The organism is Paenibacillus sp. CCS19, from assembly GCF_033239625.1.
Taxonomy (GTDB): Bacteria; Bacillota; Bacilli; order Paenibacillales; family Paenibacillaceae; genus Paenibacillus_T.
Genome location: NZ_BTCK01000033.1, coordinates 54,442 through 74,136 on the forward strand (window position 1 = coordinate 54,442; position 19,695 = coordinate 74,136).

17 protein-coding genes, 1 pseudogene and 1 riboswitch are annotated in these 19,695 nt (G+C 53.7%); of the genes and pseudogenes, 6 read left to right on the forward strand and 12 right to left on the reverse strand.

Going from position 1 to position 19,695, the window contains the following annotated elements:
- Positions 1-16: 16 nt before the first annotated feature.
- From SBI19_RS20540 to SBI19_RS20580, 9 genes are all read right to left on the reverse strand, one after another.
- Positions 17-1,699 (reverse strand): ABC1 kinase family protein, encoded by a 1,683-nt coding sequence (locus SBI19_RS20540; RefSeq protein ID WP_317971383.1) that lies wholly within the window; start codon positions 1,697-1,699, stop codon positions 17-19.
- A complete protein-coding gene (locus SBI19_RS20545) occupies positions 1,696-2,085 on the reverse strand; it encodes a phasin family protein (protein WP_317971384.1) in 390 nt (129 codons plus the stop codon). Before SBI19_RS20545 ends, SBI19_RS20540 begins: the two co-directional genes overlap by 4 nt.
- Positions 2,086-2,275: 190 nt before the next feature.
- Positions 2,276-3,094 (reverse strand): DUF817 domain-containing protein, encoded by an 819-nt coding sequence (locus tag SBI19_RS20550; protein ID WP_317971385.1) that lies wholly within the window; start codon positions 3,092-3,094, stop codon positions 2,276-2,278.
- 72 nt (positions 3,095-3,166) lie between these two features.
- The gene (locus SBI19_RS20555; RefSeq protein ID WP_317971386.1) at positions 3,167-3,568 is read right to left on the reverse strand and encodes a GNAT family N-acetyltransferase; all 402 of its coding nucleotides are present in this window, start codon (positions 3,566-3,568) and stop codon (positions 3,167-3,169) included.
- Between the two features lie 43 nt (positions 3,569-3,611).
- Entirely contained in the window at positions 3,612-4,349 is a 738-nt protein-coding gene (locus SBI19_RS20560; RefSeq protein ID WP_317971387.1) for an SDR family NAD(P)-dependent oxidoreductase, read from the reverse strand.
- Between the two features lie 28 nt (positions 4,350-4,377).
- On the reverse strand, positions 4,378-5,061 hold the full coding sequence (locus SBI19_RS20565) for an HAD family hydrolase (RefSeq protein ID WP_317971388.1): 684 nt from the start codon (positions 5,059-5,061) through the stop codon (positions 4,378-4,380).
- Between the two features lie 67 nt (positions 5,062-5,128).
- Positions 5,129-5,980: an HAD hydrolase family protein gene (locus tag SBI19_RS20570; RefSeq protein ID WP_317971389.1), complete on the reverse strand. Its 852-nt coding sequence runs from the start codon at positions 5,978-5,980 to the stop codon at positions 5,129-5,131.
- Between the two features lie 82 nt (positions 5,981-6,062).
- A complete protein-coding gene (locus SBI19_RS20575; protein ID WP_317971390.1) occupies positions 6,063-6,602 on the reverse strand; it encodes a hypothetical protein in 540 nt (179 codons plus the stop codon).
- A gap of 61 nt (positions 6,603-6,663) precedes the next feature.
- Positions 6,664-7,962, reverse strand: coding sequence for an aminotransferase class I/II-fold pyridoxal phosphate-dependent enzyme (locus tag SBI19_RS20580; protein ID WP_317971391.1), 1,299 nt, complete (start codon positions 7,960-7,962; stop codon positions 6,664-6,666).
- A 200-nt stretch (positions 7,963-8,162) separates the two neighbouring features.
- Between SBI19_RS20580 and SBI19_RS20585 the strand changes: the two genes are divergently transcribed.
- Positions 8,163-8,951: a helix-turn-helix domain-containing protein gene (locus SBI19_RS20585; RefSeq protein ID WP_317971392.1), complete on the forward strand. Its 789-nt coding sequence runs from the start codon at positions 8,163-8,165 to the stop codon at positions 8,949-8,951.
- A gap of 123 nt (positions 8,952-9,074) precedes the next feature.
- Here SBI19_RS20585 and SBI19_RS20590 read toward each other — a convergent pair whose 3' ends face one another.
- Positions 9,075-9,902 (reverse strand): helix-turn-helix domain-containing protein, encoded by an 828-nt coding sequence (locus SBI19_RS20590; protein WP_317971393.1) that lies wholly within the window; start codon positions 9,900-9,902, stop codon positions 9,075-9,077.
- A gap of 350 nt (positions 9,903-10,252) precedes the next feature.
- Between SBI19_RS20590 and SBI19_RS20595 the strand changes: the two genes are divergently transcribed.
- Positions 10,253-12,250: a beta-galactosidase gene (locus SBI19_RS20595; protein ID WP_317971394.1), complete on the forward strand. Its 1,998-nt coding sequence runs from the start codon at positions 10,253-10,255 to the stop codon at positions 12,248-12,250.
- Positions 12,251-12,821: 571 nt separating this feature from the next.
- Here the strand turns inward: SBI19_RS20595 and asd are convergent.
- On the reverse strand, positions 12,822-13,607 hold the full coding sequence (asd, locus tag SBI19_RS20600; protein WP_317971395.1) for an archaetidylserine decarboxylase: 786 nt from the start codon (positions 13,605-13,607) through the stop codon (positions 12,822-12,824).
- A gap of 120 nt (positions 13,608-13,727) precedes the next feature.
- Positions 13,728-15,032, reverse strand: coding sequence for a histidine--tRNA ligase (gene hisS, locus SBI19_RS20605; protein WP_317971396.1), 1,305 nt, complete (start codon positions 15,030-15,032; stop codon positions 13,728-13,730).
- 393 nt (positions 15,033-15,425) lie between these two features.
- Here hisS and SBI19_RS20610 point away from each other — a divergent pair, with 393 nt between their 5' ends.
- The 4 genes and pseudogenes from SBI19_RS20610 to SBI19_RS20625 form a co-directional block, all read left to right on the forward strand.
- On the forward strand, positions 15,426-15,722 hold the full coding sequence (locus SBI19_RS20610; protein ID WP_317971397.1) for a hypothetical protein: 297 nt from the start codon (positions 15,426-15,428) through the stop codon (positions 15,720-15,722).
- A 122-nt stretch (positions 15,723-15,844) separates the two neighbouring features.
- Positions 15,845-16,960: pseudogene (locus SBI19_RS20615) on the forward strand (glycosyltransferase family 4 protein); the annotation flags it as partial.
- A 114-nt stretch (positions 16,961-17,074) separates the two neighbouring features.
- Positions 17,075-17,180: riboswitch (TPP riboswitch) on the forward strand.
- Positions 17,181-17,628: 448 nt separating this feature from the next.
- Positions 17,629-19,389, forward strand: coding sequence for a phosphomethylpyrimidine synthase ThiC (gene thiC, locus SBI19_RS20620; RefSeq protein ID WP_317971399.1), 1,761 nt, complete (start codon positions 17,629-17,631; stop codon positions 19,387-19,389).
- A partial coding sequence (locus SBI19_RS20625; RefSeq protein ID WP_317971400.1) for a ThiF family adenylyltransferase occupies positions 19,382-19,695 on the forward strand: 314 nt, incomplete at its 3' end. The genes thiC and SBI19_RS20625, both read left to right, overlap by 8 nt.

Genomic DNA, 19,695 nt, shown 5'->3' on the forward strand with positions numbered 1-19,695 from the left:
AGAGAGGCGAGCATCATTAGAACCGCCCCGAGCGGAAGATCGCGAATAATAGAAACAGGAACATGAAGGCTGCGATGCCGAAGCCGATCTCGATGACCGGGAAATGCCAGATAATCGACGATTGGCGTCCAAGCGACGAGCCGATGATAAGCCCTACCATAATAATGCTGAAAGACAGCAGCACAATACTGAACGTGAGGCGGTTGCCGACACGATCGATTTTGCGCAGGAACGTTTCCAGCTCCGGTATCGACATTTCGGTCCGGAGCTTTCCTTTGCGCACAAGACTCGATACATCGCGCAGCGTCTCCGGCAGATCGGCCAGCAGGTCGGCATATTCGCTTACATGCTCGACGGCGTTCTCGGCGAATGAGCGAGGGTTCAGCCGGTCGAGAAACAGCCGGCGTCCGAACGGTTCGGCGACGCTGATGATGCTGAAGTCAGGATCAAGCGACGACACGACGCCTTCGAGCGTCAGCATCGTTTTGCCCAGCAGCATAAAGTCAGAAGGGATTCGGATGCGGTGCGTATAAGCGACGGAGAATAGTTCGCTGACCGATTCGCCGAGGCTGATACGGCTGAGCGGCACGTCGTAATATTTGTCCCGCAGCAGATCGATGTCATCCCGCAGCCTTCGCATATCGATATCGACGGGCAGCACGCCAAGCGCCTCGATTGCGCGAATGATTCCGCTCGTGCTGTTGCGCCGCATGGCGATAAGGAGCGAGCCGAAGTTCGTCTTCATGGTCGGCGTCATCCGGCCAACCATGCCGAAGTCGAGCAGACCGATGGCGCCATTGGGCTCGACGAGCAGATTGCCGGGATGAGGATCGGCATGAAACAACCCTTCCTCGAAAATCTGATGGAACATCGCACTCGTAATGCGCTCCGCAATCCGTTTGTTCGTAATACCCATCGCTTGCAACGCCTCGTGATCGGTGATCTTCACCCCGTTGATCAGCTCCATCGTCAGTACACGGCGGCTGGAGTAGTCCCAATAAATCGTCGGTATATGGATCGAAGGGTCGCGTTCGAATGATTTGGCCATTCGCTCGGCGTTGCGGCCCTCAACTGTGTAGTCAAGCTCGGCCCGCAGCGACTGGGCTAGTTCCGATATACGCTCGCGAAGCTGATAGTTGGCTGCCCATTCAAGACGATGCTCGGCGATGCGGGACAAATTGTCGAGAATTTCGAGATCGGTCTCGATCTGTTCTTGAATGTTGGGGCGTTGAATCTTCACGGCGACGGCGCGGCCGTCCGGCAGTCTAGCCAGATGCACCTGACCAATCGACGCTGCTGCTACAGGCGTTTCATCGAAGCGGGCGAACAACTCGTCAATCGGGGCGCCAAGCTCGGCTTCCAGCACGGCAGCAGCAGCGTGATATGGAATTGGCGGAACGCTGTCCTGCAGCTTGACGAGCTCAGCGATAATGTCGGCTGGAAGCAGGTCCGGCCGGGTGCTTGCAATCTGCCCGAACTTGACGAAGGTCGGACCAAGCTCTTCTAGAAATAAGCGAATGCGCTCGCCGGTAGATTTGAATTTATGCTCCCGGTCATCTTCGGAGCGGAAGGACGATAGAGGGAATCGGTCCGCAAGTCCCAGCTCCTTCACAAGGAAGCCGAAGCCGTTGCGGACGAAGGCCTTCGCAATATCGCGATACCGCTGCAGATGACGGATGCGGCGGTTAATGCCGATCATTCGTAGGTTGGAGGCGCTGCAGGGTCGATATCTTCAGAGCAGGTTTTAGCTTCGGATTTAGATTCGGATTTGGAATCGGTTGAAGATTCCAGAGCTTCTACCCGGCGTTCCAGCTCGCTGATCCGCTCCTTCAACGCGACATATTCATCGCGTGTCGTCAGATTGGCATCATGCAGTGCGGCGCGTACGTAGGTTTTGATCCGAGCATCGATCGAAGCTTGCCATTCTTGACCTTTGCGAATGAGATCATCGACCAGCTGCTTCGACTCCGATTGATTGACCTCGCCTTTCTTCACGAGATCGTCGACGAACTTCTCTGCCTGCTCTTTGGTTGCAATTGCTGCCCCAAGACCGAGTGAAACGGCTTTATTGATCCAATCCATCATACTTGCCAGCCTCCTTAGATTCATTAATCCTTGTCCGGTGCGACAGCCGACTTAAGAGGTAGATTTTGAAGAGGTAAATTTAGGTTGATTTTAGCACAACCGTCTATTCATCACCAAATGACGAGCGGCACTTGCGTAAGATAACATAGGACCGGGCGAGCTGCCTCAGTCCTAGTTTTCCCAATAAGATTCAACTGATGATATCGGATCGTTTGCCTGAGCCGTTCAACGTTTCCTTGAGCCGTTTCAGTTCAACGACGATGATGACCGAGATAATGATGAGCAGAAACCAAGAGCCGATTTTGCCCCAGTGGACGACGTGCCAAGCGGCTTCCTGATTCGGGTACTTCCACACTTTGAGATAGGTGGAGATGTTCTCCGCGATCCAGATGAAGAAGCCGATCAACAGATAGGAGACGATCATCGGCATTGCGTAGGTACGACTTCCGACTGTGAAACGAACGACCGCCCGGCCGAATACAGGCAGCAGCGCGAGCATCAGGAAGTAGCGGATGTCGTAAACATAATGGTTGGTGAAAAAGTTCAAATAAATCGCCGCGGACAGCGCGACCGACACAATGGGCGGCGGCCAGCCTGAGATCGTAAGGTGGAATCGGCGCCAAGCCTGACAGACGTAGCTCGCCACGCTCGCATACATGAAGCCGCTGTAGATCGGAACGCCGCCGAATTTGAGCCAGCCTTCCGCAGGATACGACCACGACCCGATATGTACCTTATACAGCTCCAAGGCGAGACCGATCAAGTGGAACACGATAATGACCTTCAGCTCATCGATCGTCTCCAGCTTCGTCCGGATAAGAATCCACTGCATCGCAATACAGACAAGCAGCAGAAAGTCATACCGCGGGATGAACGGCACCTCGATGAAATGCGTGAATGCCATCGCCGCGAAAATAACGACAGCGAACATGCACGACAGCGCCTGACCCCAACCGAATCGGATGAGCTGGAGGAGCATAAACTTGCTTTTATTTGCGATGGTTTGCATAGAAGCCGCCCCTCATTAGGAGTAAATGAACGCGCGATGGTCCGCGTTAGCACTCTATGCTTTCTATCACCACTATTTGACTCGCGGAATCACATAAGCTTTGTCCGACAATGTAAAGCCGATCTTCGGATAGTAGTTCACCGCGCCGGGAGCGGAGAGAAGGACGAGCGAGCACAGATCGCCGATCTCTTGGCGCACCTCGTCTACGAGCTTCGAGCCAATGCCGTGCTTCTGATATTCGCCGTCAACAGCCAGATCCGACAAGTAGCAGCAATAGGCATAGTCCGTGATAGCGCGCGCTATACCAACGAGCCGTTCGCCGTCCCAAGCGGATACGGTAATGTCCGCATGATCGAGCATCTTCTGCAGGCGGGGCAAGTCGTTGATCGGTCGTTTCATGCCGGCGCGTTCGAACAGCTGCGACAGCTGCTCGGCGGTTACGGTGGTTGTTGTTGAGTACGTGATGTTCGACATTATTGGATTCCCCCCCAGGCGGATATGAAGTGTAAGTTTAATACTAATCAATTACAATATGAGTGCTGTCACTCGTGGAGAATATAACCTCGGATATAATTCGTTCTGCCACATATCGCGGACTGCGCAGCTGCTTGTTCTGTTCCGCGCGGGAGAAGAAATTACGCATCGGGTGGTCGTGCGTTTCGCTTCTTGCGAGCTCCTGCATGGCGGTGTCCACCATGCCCGGATCAACGGAAACTGCTCGAAGTCGTCCATGTATCGCTTCTTCCGCTTGCACACACTGACTGAACATATTCAAAGCGGCTTTCGCCGAGCAGTAGACGCTCATGCCGGGAGCGGGATAGCTGCCTGAGCCGGATGAAATATTAACGATTAGCCGTTCAAAAGCGTATCCGTTCGTCAAGTTGATTAATGTGCTCGTAAGCATAATCGGTGTCATCAGATTGAGATGCAGGGAATGCGACAATCCAGCGCAATCGAGTCGGTCGATCGTATCAAGCGGCGTTACGGTCGCGGCGTTATTGATCAGTGTGACCGATTCTGCGCTGAGCCGATCGATAATGACGATCAACTGCTCGACGAGCCGCTCGATTTGCTCCGATCTAGTAAGATCGAACGGAATCCAATCGTACCGGTAGCCATGCTCTTTCGCGAAGGAATATAACGTCTCATTCGGCGTACGCGATATGCCGATGACATAATGGTCGTGGCCGAGCAGCTGCTGCGCTAGCTCCGCGCCAATTCCTCTTGAAGATCCTGTTACGATGTAATATCGCATCGGTATGAGCTCCTCCCATTACTCATGATTAACCATGCAGCGATTCATACAAGCGAACCAGCTCTTGCAACGAATGAACCGTATGCGCGGGTTTTACCGTATACTCTTCATTCCATGCTGCGCCTTGTGACAGCCAGATCGGCGTCATGCCAGCATCTGCCGAGCCGCGAACATCGTTGAGCGGATGATCGCCGACGTACCAGGCTTCCTCGGGAGCAATCTCAAGCGCTTTCAAGCATTGGCTGAAAATAGCGCCATCCGGCTTCTTGACCCCCACTGCGCCGGAAATAAGCGCGGCATGAAAGTAACGACCGATCGCGAGCGTATCGATTTTTGCACGCTGCACCCGTTCCCTGCCGTTCGTAATGAGGCCAATTTTCAGCCCTTGGCGAAGGAAATAATCAAGTGTGTTATGCAGGTTGTCCATCGGTTCCGCCATCTTCGGAAAATGCTCCTGCCAGAACTTCGAGTGCTCCGCTTCTGTCGGCGGATCCGTCCACGACAATTCATCAACGAGCATGTGGTACAGCTCGTCCTTCGCTCGATAACCGTTGTTATCGAGGCGGCAGAATACTTCGTGAAGCTGCTCGGGATCGTGGACGCGGCCAGCCCAATAATGCTGAATCCACAGCTCGACGAACCTATCGCGCGTTCGCGTCCGATCGGCCAGCGTTTCATCCAGGTCGAAAACAATAGCGCGAAGCTCAGCCATTTCATTCGCTCCTTTTTTGCATATATGAAACTATTATTATAGCTGGTAGATTCTTATACTTTCTCCATTAATCCTGCTCGTTATAGCCTCGCAAGTCTGCTTCGATAACCCGTGCAACGCCGTCCTCGTCGTTGCTGCCGATCACTTCCGATGCCAGCAGCTTAAGCTCGCGGTGGGCGTTTGCAACCGCCATTCGCCGTCCGGCCCGCTTGAACATGCCGATGTCGTTCAAGTTGTCGCCGAATACGGTAACGTCCTCCGGCTGACAGCCGACTTGTTCGCACCACAGCTTCAGCCCATGCTCCTTATTCGCGAGCGGATGGGAGATTTCGAGGAAGTAATGATCTTTAATATAGTTGTCCAGCATGAAATGCAAATGAACAGCCGGACCGTAACGGTCAGCGACTGCACGGAACAGCGGTTCAACTTCCTCCCGTCTTCCGATGTAAGTGACGATCATTGTTCGGTAGTCAGGAGGGCAGGATAGATGCTCCACTTCTGCAAATCGCGGGTCGCCTGGGCGGCTTGCGTAGAACTCGGTATCCCCATAACGAGATAGCTTCTCGTGCAGAACACGCTCTCTGTCATCCCCGTCAAGTGCGAATAAGAACGGCGCTAGGTTCATCGTACGGCCGAGCTCGATCACCTCATTCGAGACGTCCGTACCAAGCCAATGTCCGCCAAGCACTTTGCCCGTCAACGGATCAAGAAGCATGCTTCCGTTGTACAGAACAACCGGATAGCGCCAATTGATCTGCGAGGTGGCGGTCGTCGAGCTCTGATAGCTTCGCGCCGTCGCATAACTGATGATGACATCTTGCTCCAATGCTTCTGTTAATGTACGTACCGTATAGTCGGACAACGTGGCATTGGATTGAAGCAGCGTACCGTCAAGGTCGGTTAAGTAGCGGCGCTTCATGGGAGTATACTCCTCCTTCTGGATGGATCTGCTAGATTTTGTATTGAAAAAATATATCACAGCTTGTTTATTACGTCATCCTTTAACCGTATGTTCTCACTCGATAGCCAAGCTCTCCTTCATGAGTAAACGTCTTGACGCAGCTGCTCTTGTCGACAAAGTATGGAGGAAGGTGTTGGATTTCACGCTCGAGGTACGCGTACATCATGAAGTGCTTCAACAGGAAGTGCTCCAGCAAGAGGAAGAAGGCTCTAGCATCTGCTTCTGTTGTGTTCGGGCTGCGGTCCAGACTGATGCGATAAAGCTCAACTACGCCGAATGGATAGATGAGGTCCCAATAGTCATAGTCTTCATCTTCATAATCATCCACGACGCTTTGCTGCATCGAATGAATCATTGGCGATTTCTCCTGCCATAGGTCCCGAATGCTGAACATCAATGTTATCCCTGCAAGACGACATTCGATTTCAATGTCCGCATGATGTCGGCCGCTTCCGGATCGGACCGTTATTCGCTGGTTATCCGTGCACCGCAGCACTTCAGGCGGAGCGGCCTCCCAGGCTTCCAGCTTCAAGCTGGCCTCTGCTGCTTCCTCCACAAATAAATAAACACGTGTCGCCATTCTCGTCTCCTTGTTAAAAAAGCCTCCCGACAACCTATAGAAGGTCGGGAGGCTTTGTTTATTAACCGTTCAGCAGGTCCGTTACGGCTTTGTAGATCGTATCGAACAGTTCTTCGAGGTCGCCTTCTTCGATGCACGAGAATGCGACGCGCAGGTCCGTATCGCCGAGGGCGATCGTGCCGACGCCGTATTCGGAGAGCAGGCGCTGACGCACTGCTTCCGCGGAAACTTTGGTCAGCTTCAGGCACATGAAGTAGCCGGAGTTGAATGGGTAGTAATCCCATACATCACCGTAGCGGCCGCTGTCGAGCAGCTCTTTCACACGGTTGGCGCGGCGTTTCATAATCGCGTATTTCTCAGCCTTCTGCTCTTCGAACTCAGGCGCTTGCAGCGCGCGGAGAACGAACGTCTGGGAAGGGTGCGGACCGCTCGAGATCGTCGAACGGATAATACCCGTCGTTTTTTGCTCCAGTGCAGCAAGAGCTGCTTCGGATTGGGATGCGTACGTAATGAAGCCTACGCGGAAGCCCCATACGTATTCTTCCTTCGTTGCGCCGTCAACCTTCACTGCGAGCACGCGCTCGTGCAGGCCGGCAAGCTTGCCGAACAGCGACTCATGCAGCGAGTCTTCGAAGAAGAGGCCGAAGTAAGCATCGTCTGCTACCGCTACAACATTGATGCCTGCTTCCGCAGCTTCACGGATCGCAGCAACGATTGCGTCGCCTTCAGCCGGACCTGGCGTGTAGCCCGTCGGGTTGTTCGGGAAGTTGAGGATAACGATCGCTTTGCCTTTATCCTTCTGTGCCAGAAGCGCCTCGCGCAGGCCGGCAGCATTAAATTGGTTGTCGCTATTGTAGAGCTCATATTCAACGATTTCTGCGCCGCGGCGCACGCCGAATGTCAGCTCGTAGTTTTCCCAGTTCTTGTTCGGAATAATGACCGCGTCGCCTGCATCGGCGAACAGGTCGGATACGATGCTCAGACCGTGCGTCAGCGCGTTCGTAACGATTGGCGTGCCGAAGCCTTTGCCTTCCACCGAAGGATTCTCCTTGATCATCTTCGCGCGCCAAGCCGTGCGCAGCTCTGGTTTACCAGCAGGTGGTGCATATTCATAAATGTCCTTCGGATCATAAGCAGACAACGTGTCTTGAATGACCTTCAGGTGCATCGGTTGACCATTCTCGATTGCAATCCCGATCGTAGCGTTGAATTTCTTTGCCTTCGCTTTCGCTTCAGCCGATTGACTCAGAATGCCGACCTTCGGGAAGTAAATGCTCCGGCCTAAGTTAGACAACATCGAATAGACATGGGGAGTTTCGCGCTCCAGCGTTTCGTTCAATTGCTGAGCTAGTGGGTTCATGCTTGATTCCATCCTTCCGAACAATGGGTTCAATATTGGTTCCATGCAAAAGTTTTAAAGTTTTACTGTAAATGTTACCTGGCGATGTTAGCTATCGAGTGATATTATAACATTTTTTAAATATAAGGGGCCATTTTCATTGTAAAAAAAATTCGAGTGCGGTATGATGACCCCAAATGGACCAAAGATGGAGGGACGCTATGCTAGACGTGCCATCATCATCATTCGTATTGCTCTCTTATTTTGCCAAAATTTCATGCGAACCCGCATGGAAATGGGCCCGTCGAGAGAAGCCGATGGCGAATTATGACCTATTTTATGTTTGGAGCGGTGAAGGTGAGCTTGAACTCAATGGCACCGTATATGAGATTGGCGCCGGAAGCTGCTTTTTATTCCGCCCTGGCGACTATACGAGCGCGACGCATAATCCGCAAAAGCCGCTTGTGCTGACGTATATTCATTTTGACGTGAGCGAGCCGACCTCCTACATACCGAATCGCTACCGCGTATTCGATGAGACAGTTGATTTCGAGTATTTGCTCTCTCGTTATGTTCGGCTGTTTCTTGTGAAGACATTCGCTGCCGAAGAAGAGGCCAAGCTGTTGCTCAAGCAAATGATGATCCATCTGCTGCGAACGGATCAAGAGCCGTCTTCGATCGAGAAGCGGGGAAGCAACCAATTGACCGAGGTCATTCATGAAATTGCCAACTACATTCGCCAGCATCCGGGTGTTCCGCATCGCGTCGAGGATTTGGCGAAGCGGGCGCAGCTGTCGCCGCGTTATTTCTCCATAAAGTTCAAGGAATATATCGGACAGTCGGTGCAGTCGTATATGATCAGCACACGAATTGATCGTGCGCAGCATCTGCTCGCGCATGCGGGGATGAATGTAACGGAGGTTGCCGATGCCCTCGGGTACCGCGATATTTTCTTCTTCAGCAGACAGTTCAAGCAATATACGGGACGCAATCCATCGGAGATCCGCTGATGGAGCTCTACATTAGGGATTGGAATTGGATACCTCGGAAAGAATAAAGCAGTCTATCCTCCGTGGAGGGTAGACTGCTTTTAGCGTTTATTGCTGAACGGCCTCGAGCGGATGAAGGACTTGTTATCGCAAACCATTCAATTGCTGAAATACGGAAGGCGTTATTCCTTCCAGGCTTTTGAACACCGAACCGTAATAACCTGGACTCTCAAATCCAACACGTCTGGCCACTTCTTGAATGGACAAGCTTTTGTGCTCGAACATAAGCGTCTTGCTCTTATTGATCCGAACATGATTCAAATACTCGATTGGACGTTTGCCGTGCACTTTTTTGAACAGATGGCATAGATGCTGGAGAGAAATATCGAGCACAGCGGCCAATTGCTCCAATGTGATGACTTCAGCGTAGTGCTGTTCCATATATTCGACCACGCGTTGCAATCGAATGCTCTGCTGCTCGGTGGATTCTGTATTAAAGGTAATGAATCTGTTGATATCCATCAATAGACTGTAAGCGATCTTGGCACATTCCAGTCCGGCCCAGTGCTGCCCGGTACGGACGATCGCGCATGCTGTTCTTATATGAGAGAGCGTGACATCGCTGTTTGACAGCGTATAGCTGCCGGACCTTGTCATTCCGGCAAGCCTTGCCATGTTTTCTACCGCGAATCCTCCCAATACCATCCAATGGGTCTCCCAAGGTTCTTCGCTCGTCGCATAGTATTCGTGAGGCTCATTGGGATATAACAGCATCCCTTGGCCAATGCCCACATCAAATTGAGTTCCTCCGACAATAAGTTTTCCTTTGCCGGATACGCATTGAATCCATTGAAAATAAGGAAAGCTATCGTCTCGACTGACTGGATCTTGGTGGATTGCGCCAGTAAAGCACATGTAGACCGGGAGATCCAGCACTTTGGGACTTAGCATAGGATAGTAGGCTAATCGCATCGCGTTCTCCTTGTGAAATATTCCGATCCAATACTCTAACCATATAATGAAAGTTGTTTGTTTAACTGCGATTCTACTCTTATCATAACATACTGCTAGGAGAGCGGACGCTTCAAACGAACGTCCAATTCCGTGATCTTTTATCGTTTCATAACATTAATATTGTTGTATTTCAATTAATATTGTTAGATTTACACCTCTTAGAATCAACAGTATTCTGAGGGTGTATGAATGTTCTTAGTCGATTTGATGGACTGGAAAGATAGATAAGCTTCGAAGGTGCGGATCTTAGTTTTTTTGAATATTGAAAGCTAGCGAATGGATGCGATTACGTAAGGAGGCAATACAGGATGAAAGTTGGCGTGGTTTATTACCCGGAGCATTGGGATCGCTCCATGTGGGAGCAGGATGCGCAATTAATGAAAGAGTCAGGCGTGCGCGTCATACGGGTGGCGGAGTTTGCATGGAGTCGGCTGGAGCCGAAGGAAGGCATCTATCAGTTCGACTGGCTCGACGAAGCTGTCGATCTGTTTCATCGTTATGGGCTGGAAGTCGTCATCGGAACGCCGACGATGACGCCGCCCGTGTGGCTGACGTCGAATTATCCGGATGTGCTGCCGATCGATGCCCATGGTCATTCGCAAGAGGCAGGCGTTCGGGGGCACCGCTGTTATAACAGTCCTTCGATGAGGAGGCATACAGCGGCAATTGTAGGGCAGTTGGCTGCTCGATATGGCAATCATCCTGCCGTGATCGGATGGCAGACGGACAATGAGTTTATGATGAACCTGTGTCACTGCGAATCATGTACAAGCAAGTTCCGGGACAGGCTGAAGAAGCAGTTCGATGGCAACCTCGATCTACTGAATCGGGAGTGGGGGACAGTCGTATGGAGCGGCGAGTACAGCGACTGGTCGCAAGTTCGAACGCCGATCGGCGGATCGCCTCACCAGAATCCATCGCTTTTGCTGGCGTTTAGGCGGTTTCAGAATGACTCGATCATCGAGTTCCAGCAGCTGCAGGTCGATATCCTCCGTCGATTATGTCCTGATCATTTCATTACGCACAATACGTGGTCGGCGCCGATACCGCTCGATAATCCGCGGTTGTACGCGCCGCTCGATTTCGCTTCCTTCGACTATTATCCGAACACGAGCCCGGACAAAATCGCGACGAATCCGTACAGCGGCGCGCTGCTTCTCGATCGGGTGCGCGGCTTCAAACGCCGCAATTATTGGATTATGGAGCAGCTTAGCGGACCGCCAGGCGCATGGATGCCGATGTGGCGCGCGCCGTATCCTGGCTTTATCCGCGCTTTCTCGTGGCAGAGTTTTGCCCGCGGGGCGGATGCAGTCGTTCATTTTCGTTGGCGGAGCGGGACGGTGGGCGCGGAGCAGTTCTGGCACGGCTTGATCGATCATAGCAATGTGCCAGGCAGAAGGTTTGCGGAGTTCGTCCGATTGACAGAGGAAGTCAACAGAATGGCGCCGCTGCTAGAAGGGACAAGCCTGCGAAGCAAAGCGGCGATTCTTTATTCGCATGAGCATCATTCGGCATTCCAGTTGCAGCCGCAGTCTGAAGGGTTTGACTATTATGAGAACATGAAACCGATCCATCGCTCGTTTGTAAAGCAAGGGATCGGCGTTGATGTCATCGACTGGCGGGAATCGCTTGATGCTTACAAATTGGTCGTTGCGCCGGCGCTTTATCTGCTGGATGAAGCGACAGCGGAATCGCTGAAGCGGTATGCAGCCGGCGGCGGTACGTTGGTGCTGTCAGCGCGTACCGGGGTGAAGAACGAGAACAACATTTGCTGGATGCAACCGCTGCCTGGTCCCTTGGCTGATGCTGCTGGCGTAGTCGTGAAAGAATATGATCCCGTTGGTAATGACGCTCAGTCGTTAGTTGCTGCTGACGGGACAGAATACCAGTGTTCGCAATGGTGCGATCTGCTGGAACCGTCAACTGCTGAAGTATTGGCGATATACGGCGATAACGGAACAGGCTTCTATGGGGGTACGCCGGCAGTGACGTCGAATCGATACGGCGAAGGTACAGTCATCTATGTCGGGACTGTTCCCGAGGAAGTATATTGGTCCGACCTGCTGTTAGGCCTATCCTATCAGTGCGACCTCGATCGATGGCCTGACTTGCCGGAGGGCATTCAGGTAACGGCGCGGGAGAGCGAGGACGGGCGCAAGGTATGGTTCGTCTTGAACCTGAGCCGCGAGCCGAAGCAGCTGCAATTGCCTATGACGATGCTCAGCCTGATTGACGATCAGAAGGTTATGGGGGTCGTTGAACTCGAACCTTACGGCGTTGCGCTGCTGCAGTCGGTGGAAGCGTAGGCCTGAGGATGTTATGTGCTGTAGGCTGCATGATATTTACAATCTAGTGCGATGGGGCTGCAATAAATTAGAAATTGCAATTGCGCCTTCAAATGCATTCCGTGCGTAGAGCATACGCCGTCTATCCCATTTGCATGGTGGGGAAGGCGGCATTTTTTTTGTCCAAAAGGAAGAAAGGCAGGAGAGAAGATGAGGGCAGACGAGCATCGATTGCAGCGTTCAGAGGCGAGAAGGGAGGGGTATGATAAATGGTTGGAAGTTGAATTAGACACGATAGTAACACCTAGTTTGCTAGCGGAGAAGCTGAATATTACTCGTGTACATGTACAACGGCTGCTTAGAGGCATCCATGAAAAGGGATATATTAAAGCCTCTAATGAAACGGGTAAACAACGAATACGAGGAGATCTCCCCACGTTTCAACCTGAACGAAAGTATTGGTGATTTGCGAACGTAAGGAGAGAGCTGGTGGCGGGAGATAGAGCACATTCTTGTGCTCTATCGGTAGGGTATGTTACTCAAAACAGCCCTCGGCCCCTGCATCACGCGGGGGGCCGAGGGCTGTTTGCAATTATGAGCGGAGCGTGCCAAGCCGCTCGCCCATCTTGACGCGCAGGCCGACTGCAAGGTCGGAGCGCGGGATGAACGTGTCGTCCTCCATGAGCAGGACGACGGTTGAGCCGAACTCGAAGTAGGCGAGCTCGGCGCCTTTCTCGGCTTGCCGCGTTTGCGGCTCTGTGTAACGGATGCTGCTGACGTTCAGCGCACCGACTTTCACGACGGCTGTCTCGCCGCTGCCATGCCTTATGTATGTAACAAGCCGCTCGTTACGGCTCAGCACCCGGCGCATATGGCGGAGGCCGAACTCGTTCACGGGGTACACTTTGCCCGGAATATAATCGCGCTCCTCAATCGTTCCGTCAACGGGAATATGGATGCGGTGATAGTCGGTCGGGCTTAAGTAGAGGACAGCGTAATAGCCATTCTTGTAGTTCTCCGTCCGCGGAGACTGATTGAGCAGTTCGTCGATCGTGTAGTCTTGTCCTTTCACATTGACGATCGTGCCCGCTTCGATCGGTCCAGCGCCTGTAACGAGCGCATCAACGGGACTAACAACAGCCTGCTGGTCGGAATCAATCTTGCGCATGCCGGGCTTCAGCCGGCGGGTGAAAAACTCGTTTAATGTATGGTAGTCCTTCAAAGGTTTCTCGGCTTCTTCCACTCGAATGCCATACATGCGGGCAAAACGCGGAATAAACCTGCGGCTCGCCGATGATTGGGCGAAACTGCCGGTCAGCCGGGAAATCGATTTGCGGGAAGTCAATTCGGTCATGGCGCGAAACAACCAAGTCCACATGCCGGTCCCTTCACGTCCTTTCTCTAAGCAAACAGCTGCTGCAATAATCTCCGACTAAGTGTGACATATCCGCGTCGACAAATCAATACAATTCGACGCGGCGCATCACACCTGTCCGTCTTACAGCAATACTCGTTCGATCCGATATATAGCCTCTTCCACAGGCAGGCGCTCCTCGGTTCGATCGATCATATCCTTCAATTGCACCATGTCGGATTGGGCTTCGTCTTCCCCGATAAGTACGGCGAATCGGCAGCCCGCCGAAGCAGCTGAAGCGAGCGCTTTGCCGACCTTGCGGCCCGTTGGCGACAGTCGTGTCCGTATGCCGCAGGCGCGAATTGCATTCGCTGTACGCAACGCCTCGGCCGACATTCCGCCAATTGGAACTACGATCACGGGAGGGGTCTCAACCGGAGCAAGACGTTCCCGCGTAATCTCCATGATCGGCTCAAGTCCGAAAGAAAAGCCGACTGTAGGATATTGCACCTCCGAATTACCTGCGAGCTGCCCTATGATCGCATCATATCGACCGCCGCCTCCAAGAGAGGATGTATAGCTGCCGCTTGCATCGAATGCCTCGTAGACGGTGCCGGTATAGAAAGATAAACCGCGCGAGAGTGACGGGTCGAATCGGCATATGGACGATAAACCAACGGAGTCCAGCAGCGCGAGCAAGGAGCGGACTTCCGCGGCGCCAGGCAGATCGCCGACTCCGAAAGCGGCGCAGAGTTGCTCGAACGCCAATGACGGGTCGTCATCGCTTCCTGATTCTGCTGCTATCGCCTTAAGCACGATGTCAGCGGCGGGTTGCGGTACCCCTTTGTCGACCAATTCGGCGCGAACCGCTTCGCGGCCGATCTTGGCGATTTTGTCGAGCGTCAACATGACCGTCTGAGCCAGTTCCTCGGCAATGCCGGCAGCGTACAGCCATTCGGACAGAAAACGCCGATTGTTCCACCGCAGCTCGACGGGGATGCCCAGCTTCTCATATACGCGGGCGGCAAGCGATAGCAGCTCGGCTTCTGCTTCAGGGCCTGGGATGCCGACGACATCGACGTCGCATTGGGTAAACTCGCGCAATCGGCCTCGTTTCACAGGGCCATCGCGGAACACTTTGCCCAGCTCGTAGCGGCGGAAGGGCAGCGACAATCCAGCTTCTGCAGCGACCAGTTTGGCGAATGGCACTGTCAAATCATATCGCAGCCCCAGCTCGCGTTGTCCGCGGTCGCTTAGCGTATACATTTCCTGCACGATTTCGTCGCCGCCAGAGTACTTCGCGGTTAACAATTCCTTGTCGTTCAATATCGCCGTTTCGATCCCTTCATAATCGTACAGCGCGAACAGTTCCTCCATCTGCCGAATCATTCGGCTCCGCTCGGCTTGCTCCACACCGTAATAATCAGTTGTCCCTTTCACATTGCTCATCGCTTAGTTCCCCTTTCTCCTATTCCAAGAAAATCGCACCGCACCTCCGCCGCTTAGAGGACGAAGACAGCCGATTCATCTTGGCCGCAAAATAAAAAACGCGCCGGACCTCTGGTCCCGCGCGCTTGTATGCGGCAGGGAGGCCAACGCGAGAAGCGTTAGCCCTCCCTGATTAATTACAGGGGTGCTAACGCCGACTGAAATGATGAAATTGTATCGAGAGAAGCGATAGTGTTGTCATAGCGCTGGTTCCCTTCCATACGTTTGAATAAGATTGTAGTCGATCAGTACAGCCAATGCAACCGGAATTCGTAATAGGAACGCTAGTTTAACGAAACGCGAATGCGCCGATGCTAAGACTAATCATGTATATGAATGGAGCAGATGATGCCGATGGAATGGATGATAGGGATCGGTCTAGCAATCGTCACCGTTATTCTCGTATGGTGCTTCGTCAGATGGACGGCTGTCCTCCGGCTGGCGGATGGCTTGGCGTCGCTTGCACTTATTTGCGCCGGCGCGGCCGTCAGCAGCACCATTCTGCGCGTCCTTCGCGACGATACCGTCTATATGACCGAGGTTCACAGCGTGCTGCTTAATCCGGCGTTCCTGATCGGGGGCGGTTATTTGCTTCTGTATGCAACTGCCCGTCTAGGTGCAAACGCGTTCATTTCTGGCGGAAGCAGATAAGCATACGCCTTAATTTGTGCCTGTTTCGAGCGGATAATGTTACGAGCGGCGGCGGTGCCGCGTATGCTGTTGTAGCATATTCCCGCATGCGCACGAACGTGCGGAGGAGGAGGCCCGCGAGCATGTCTCGACCGCTTAAGATCGCTTATGTTACGCCAGGCGCCTACCCGCTGCCCTCGCTTAAGGGAGGTTCGGTTGAGCGGGTGATCGAGCATATCGTTCCGCTGTTGACAGGCTCGGTGGAGCCGCGGATTTATGGACGTACGGCAGCCGGATTACCGAGTCGAGGCGTATGGAACGGCGTCGTCTGCGAACGATTCGCAGCAGCCAATAAAACCCGCTATGCATCGGCTGTCAGCCGGGCGCTTGCCGCATTCCGGCCAGACGTGATCGAGGTGGAAAATCGGCCGCATTTGCTCGTACGGTTGAGCAGACAACATCCGTATGCGCGGATGTGGCTTAATTTGCATTCTTCTACATTCATACAGCCAAAGCATATATCAAATCTAGAGCTCCGGCGAAGCTGCAAGCTCGCGGAGAAAATCATCGTAAACAGCGAATATTTGCGGTCGATCGTCGCTGCGCAAGTGCCGGAGGCTGCGTCCAAAATCGTCGTCGTCCATCTTGGTGCCGATACGCATCGATTCCCATATGTACAGTCTGCTGAAGGCGGCGCAAGACGCAGCCGACTGCGCCGCGTCAACGGCTGGACGGACCGCAAAGTCATTCTTTATCTCGGCAGGCTGATTCCGCTCAAGGGTGTACATCACTTGATCGAGCTGATGCCAAGGCTGCTCAAGAAGCATCCGAACGCTGTGCTCGCCATCGTCGGCAGTCCGCAGTATGGCTCCACTGCGACGTCTGTATATTCGCGAAGGCTGAAGCGTACCGCTGCTAAGCTGGGAGGAAGCGTCCGATTTGTTCCTTATGTACCATACAATGAGGTGCCGGACTGGCTGCTTGCGGCGGATGTGCTCGCCGTGCCATCCGTGCGCAGAGAAGCGTTCGGACTCGTCAATGTCGAGGCTATGGCATCGGGCATTCCTGTCGTTGCTTCGCGGATCGGCGGGATTAGCGAGATCGTACAGGACGGTGTGACGGGTCTGCTTGCCGAACCATCCAGCTTGACCGCCGATCTGCTGGCGAAGCTCGACTATGCGCTCAGCAACGACCAGCTTCGGCTTGATATGGGTCGGAGAAGCCGCGAGAAAGCAGAGACGTATTTCAGCTGGCAGGCAGCGGCAGAACGGTATGCCATGCGCACCGGCATTGCCAATTCGCTGTCCGGCAGCGGATTTGCTTGGAAATTACAGGGTTGACACCTTCGGAACATGGGGGTATAGTTTGTTCAGGAAATCCACTAGGGGCGCCTTTACGGGCTGAGATAAAGCGTGATGCTTTGGTCCCTTTGAACCTGATCTGGGTCATGCCAGCGTAGGAAAGTGGTCTAATTGCGAAATGGTCGTCTTGTCATATTACTCAGGAAGCAAGGTCTATTGTTGCTGCGATCGCGGCCGCTGGCGCGGTCATGGTGCATCGTCTTAAGACATCCGTGAGTAATGTGCGATCGACAGCGCTTATTAGCCGCTTCCCTCGCCGGAAGCGGTTTTTTTTGTTACCACATAAGAATTTATAAGGTTTCGAGTCACTCGAAAAAACAAATTCTTATTGGCGATAAAACCTACCTCATGCTTTCGAAGCTGCTTTGCTCCGCAAAGCTGTAGGTCGCTCATCTTCGAAAGGCCGCGATAGAGGTTTTCTCACCTGGGAATGAGAACAAGAAACTAGCTTCGGCAAGGGAAGTGATCGTGCTTACGCGTATCTCCTAGGGATTTCGATTAGCTTTTGTTGATGCTCCGTCTTGCAGGTAGACGCAGCAATACAAAATCTTTAGGGGGAATGGACGATGCCAATACTGTCGAAGCCGCTGCCGGGCAGCCGGAAGGTGTACATATCGGGCTCGCAAGCAGATATTCAAGTACCGATGAGAGAGATCGCGCTCGCGCCGAGTTTCATTCGGGACCAGGAGACGAACAACGAGCCTGTACGCGTCTATGACGCGAGCGGGCCCTATACAGATACGAGCTACGAAGCAGATATTCGGCAAGGGCTGCCATCCGTGCGCGGGCGCTGGATCGAGAAGCGCAGCGATACGGAGAGCTATGAGGGAAGGGCGGTAAAGCCGGAGGATAACGGATTTGCAAGCGAGGAACGCGCGCAGCTCAAGGGACTCGAGCAATTTCCGGGCTTGTCCCGCAAGCCGTTGCGGGCGAAGGCAGGCGGCAATGTGACTCAGATGCATTATGCCCGCCAAGGGATCATTACGCCGGAGATGGAATATATCGCGATACGCGAAGGCATGGAGCCGGATTTTGTTCGATGCGAGGTAGCCGAAGGGCGCGCCATCATCCCTGCGAATATTAACCATCCGGAGTGCGAGCCGATGATCATCGGACGGAACTTCCACGTCAAGATCAACGCAAATATCGGCAACTCGGCCGTCGCGTCGTCCATCGACGAAGAAGTCGAGAAGATGACGTGGGCGACCCGCTGGGGTGCGGACACGATTATGGATTTGTCTACGGGCAAGAACATCCACACGACACGCGAGTGGATCATACGGAACTCGCCAGTGCCGGTCGGTACCGTGCCAATCTATCAAGCGCTGGAGAAGGTGAACGGCGTCGCGGAGGATCTGACGTGGGAAGTGTTCCGCGATACGCTGATCGAGCAGGCGGAGCAGGGCGTCGACTACTTCACGATCCATGCCGGCGTGCTGCTGCGCTATGTGCCGTTGACGGCGAAGCGGGTAACAGGCATCGTATCGCGCGGCGGCTCGATTATGGCGGCGTGGTGTCTTGCACATCATCAGGAAAACTTCCTGTATACGCATTTCGAAGAGATTTGCGAGATTATGAAAGCCTATGACGTTTCGTTCTCGCTCGGAGACGGTCTTCGTCCGGGTTCCATCGCCGATGCGAATGACGCTGCACAGTTCGCGGAGCTGGAGACGCTCGGCGAGCTGACGAAGATCGCGTGGAAACATGATGTGCAAGTCATGATCGAAGGACCAGGTCATGTGCCGATGCACATGATCAAGGAGAATGTCGACAAGCAGATGGCGGTCTGCTCGGAAGCACCGTTCTACACGCTTGGACCGCTCACGACCGATATCGCGCCCGGTTATGACCATATCACATCGGCAATCGGCGCCGCGATGATCGGCTGGTTCGGTACCGCGATGTTGTGCTACGTCACGCCGAAGGAGCATCTAGGACTGCCGAATAAGAACGACGTGCGTGAAGGCGTCATCGCTTACAAAATAGCTGCGCATGCCGCCGACCTTGCCAAGGGCCATCCGCGTGCGCAAATCCGTGACAATGCGCTGTCGAAGGCACGGTTCGAATTCCGTTGGCGGGATCAATTCCATCTGTCCCTCGACCCTGAACGGGCGATGGAGTACCACGATGAGACGCTGCCTGCTGAAGCGGCGAAATCGGCACACTTCTGCTCGATGTGCGGACCGAAGTTCTGCAGCATGCGCATTACGCAGGATATTCGCGACTACGCGGCTGACAACGGGCTGGACACCGAAGAAGCAATTGAAGCGGGGATGCGTGAGAAAGCCGCTGCTTTCCGGACGGGAGGCAGTGCGATCTATGGATAAAATAGCAAGTTCATTGCAGCACCCCGTCGAAATATTCGAAGCGGTGCAGGACGAAGCGGCCTTCAAGGATCGTTATTCCCGGCAGCTGCGCTTCGGTCCGATCGGCTCGGCCGGCCAGGAGCAGCTGCGGGCAGCCCGCGTGCTCGTCGTCGGGACGGGCGCGCTCGGCGCTTCGCTGGCGCAGCATATGACGAGGGCCGGCGTTGGCGTCGTCCGGCTCGCCGACCGCGATTACGTCGAGCCGAGCAATCTGCAGCGGCAGATGCTGTTCGACGAGGAGGATGCTCGCCATGCATCGCCGAAGGC

Bases quoted from the DNA above. Each gene is read 5' to 3' on its own strand.
- SBI19_RS20550 (WP_317971385.1), bottom strand. From the start codon at position 3,094: ATGCAAACCATCGCAAATAAAAGCAAGTTTATGCTCCTCCAGCTCATC.
- SBI19_RS20585 (WP_317971392.1), top strand. From the start codon at position 8,163: ATGCTAGACGTGCCATCATCATCATTCGTATTGCTCTCTTATTTTGCC.
- SBI19_RS20560 (WP_317971387.1), bottom strand. From the start codon at position 4,349: ATGCGATATTACATCGTAACAGGATCTTCAAGAGGAATTGGCGCGGAG.
- thiC (WP_317971399.1), top strand. From the start codon at position 17,629: ATGCCAATACTGTCGAAGCCGCTGCCGGGCAGCCGGAAGGTGTACATA.
- SBI19_RS20610 (WP_317971397.1), top strand. From the start codon at position 15,426: ATGGAATGGATGATAGGGATCGGTCTAGCAATCGTCACCGTTATTCTC.
- hisS (WP_317971396.1), bottom strand. From the start codon at position 15,032: ATGAGCAATGTGAAAGGGACAACTGATTATTACGGTGTGGAGCAAGCC.
- SBI19_RS20595 (WP_317971394.1), top strand. From the start codon at position 10,253: ATGAAAGTTGGCGTGGTTTATTACCCGGAGCATTGGGATCGCTCCATG.
- SBI19_RS20570 (WP_317971389.1), bottom strand. From the start codon at position 5,980: ATGAAGCGCCGCTACTTAACCGACCTTGACGGTACGCTGCTTCAATCC.
- SBI19_RS20565 (WP_317971388.1), bottom strand. From the start codon at position 5,061: ATGGCTGAGCTTCGCGCTATTGTTTTCGACCTGGATGAAACGCTGGCC.
- SBI19_RS20540 (WP_317971383.1), bottom strand. From the start codon at position 1,699: ATGATCGGCATTAACCGCCGCATCCGTCATCTGCAGCGGTATCGCGAT.
- SBI19_RS20555 (WP_317971386.1), bottom strand. From the start codon at position 3,568: ATGTCGAACATCACGTACTCAACAACAACCACCGTAACCGCCGAGCAG.
- SBI19_RS20545 (WP_317971384.1), bottom strand. From the start codon at position 2,085: ATGATGGATTGGATCAATAAAGCCGTTTCACTCGGTCTTGGGGCAGCA.
- SBI19_RS20590 (WP_317971393.1), bottom strand. From the start codon at position 9,902: ATGCGATTAGCCTACTATCCTATGCTAAGTCCCAAAGTGCTGGATCTC.
- SBI19_RS20580 (WP_317971391.1), bottom strand. From the start codon at position 7,962: ATGAACCCACTAGCTCAGCAATTGAACGAAACGCTGGAGCGCGAAACT.
- asd (WP_317971395.1), bottom strand. From the start codon at position 13,607: ATGTGGACTTGGTTGTTTCGCGCCATGACCGAATTGACTTCCCGCAAA.
- SBI19_RS20575 (WP_317971390.1), bottom strand. From the start codon at position 6,602: ATGGCGACACGTGTTTATTTATTTGTGGAGGAAGCAGCAGAGGCCAGC.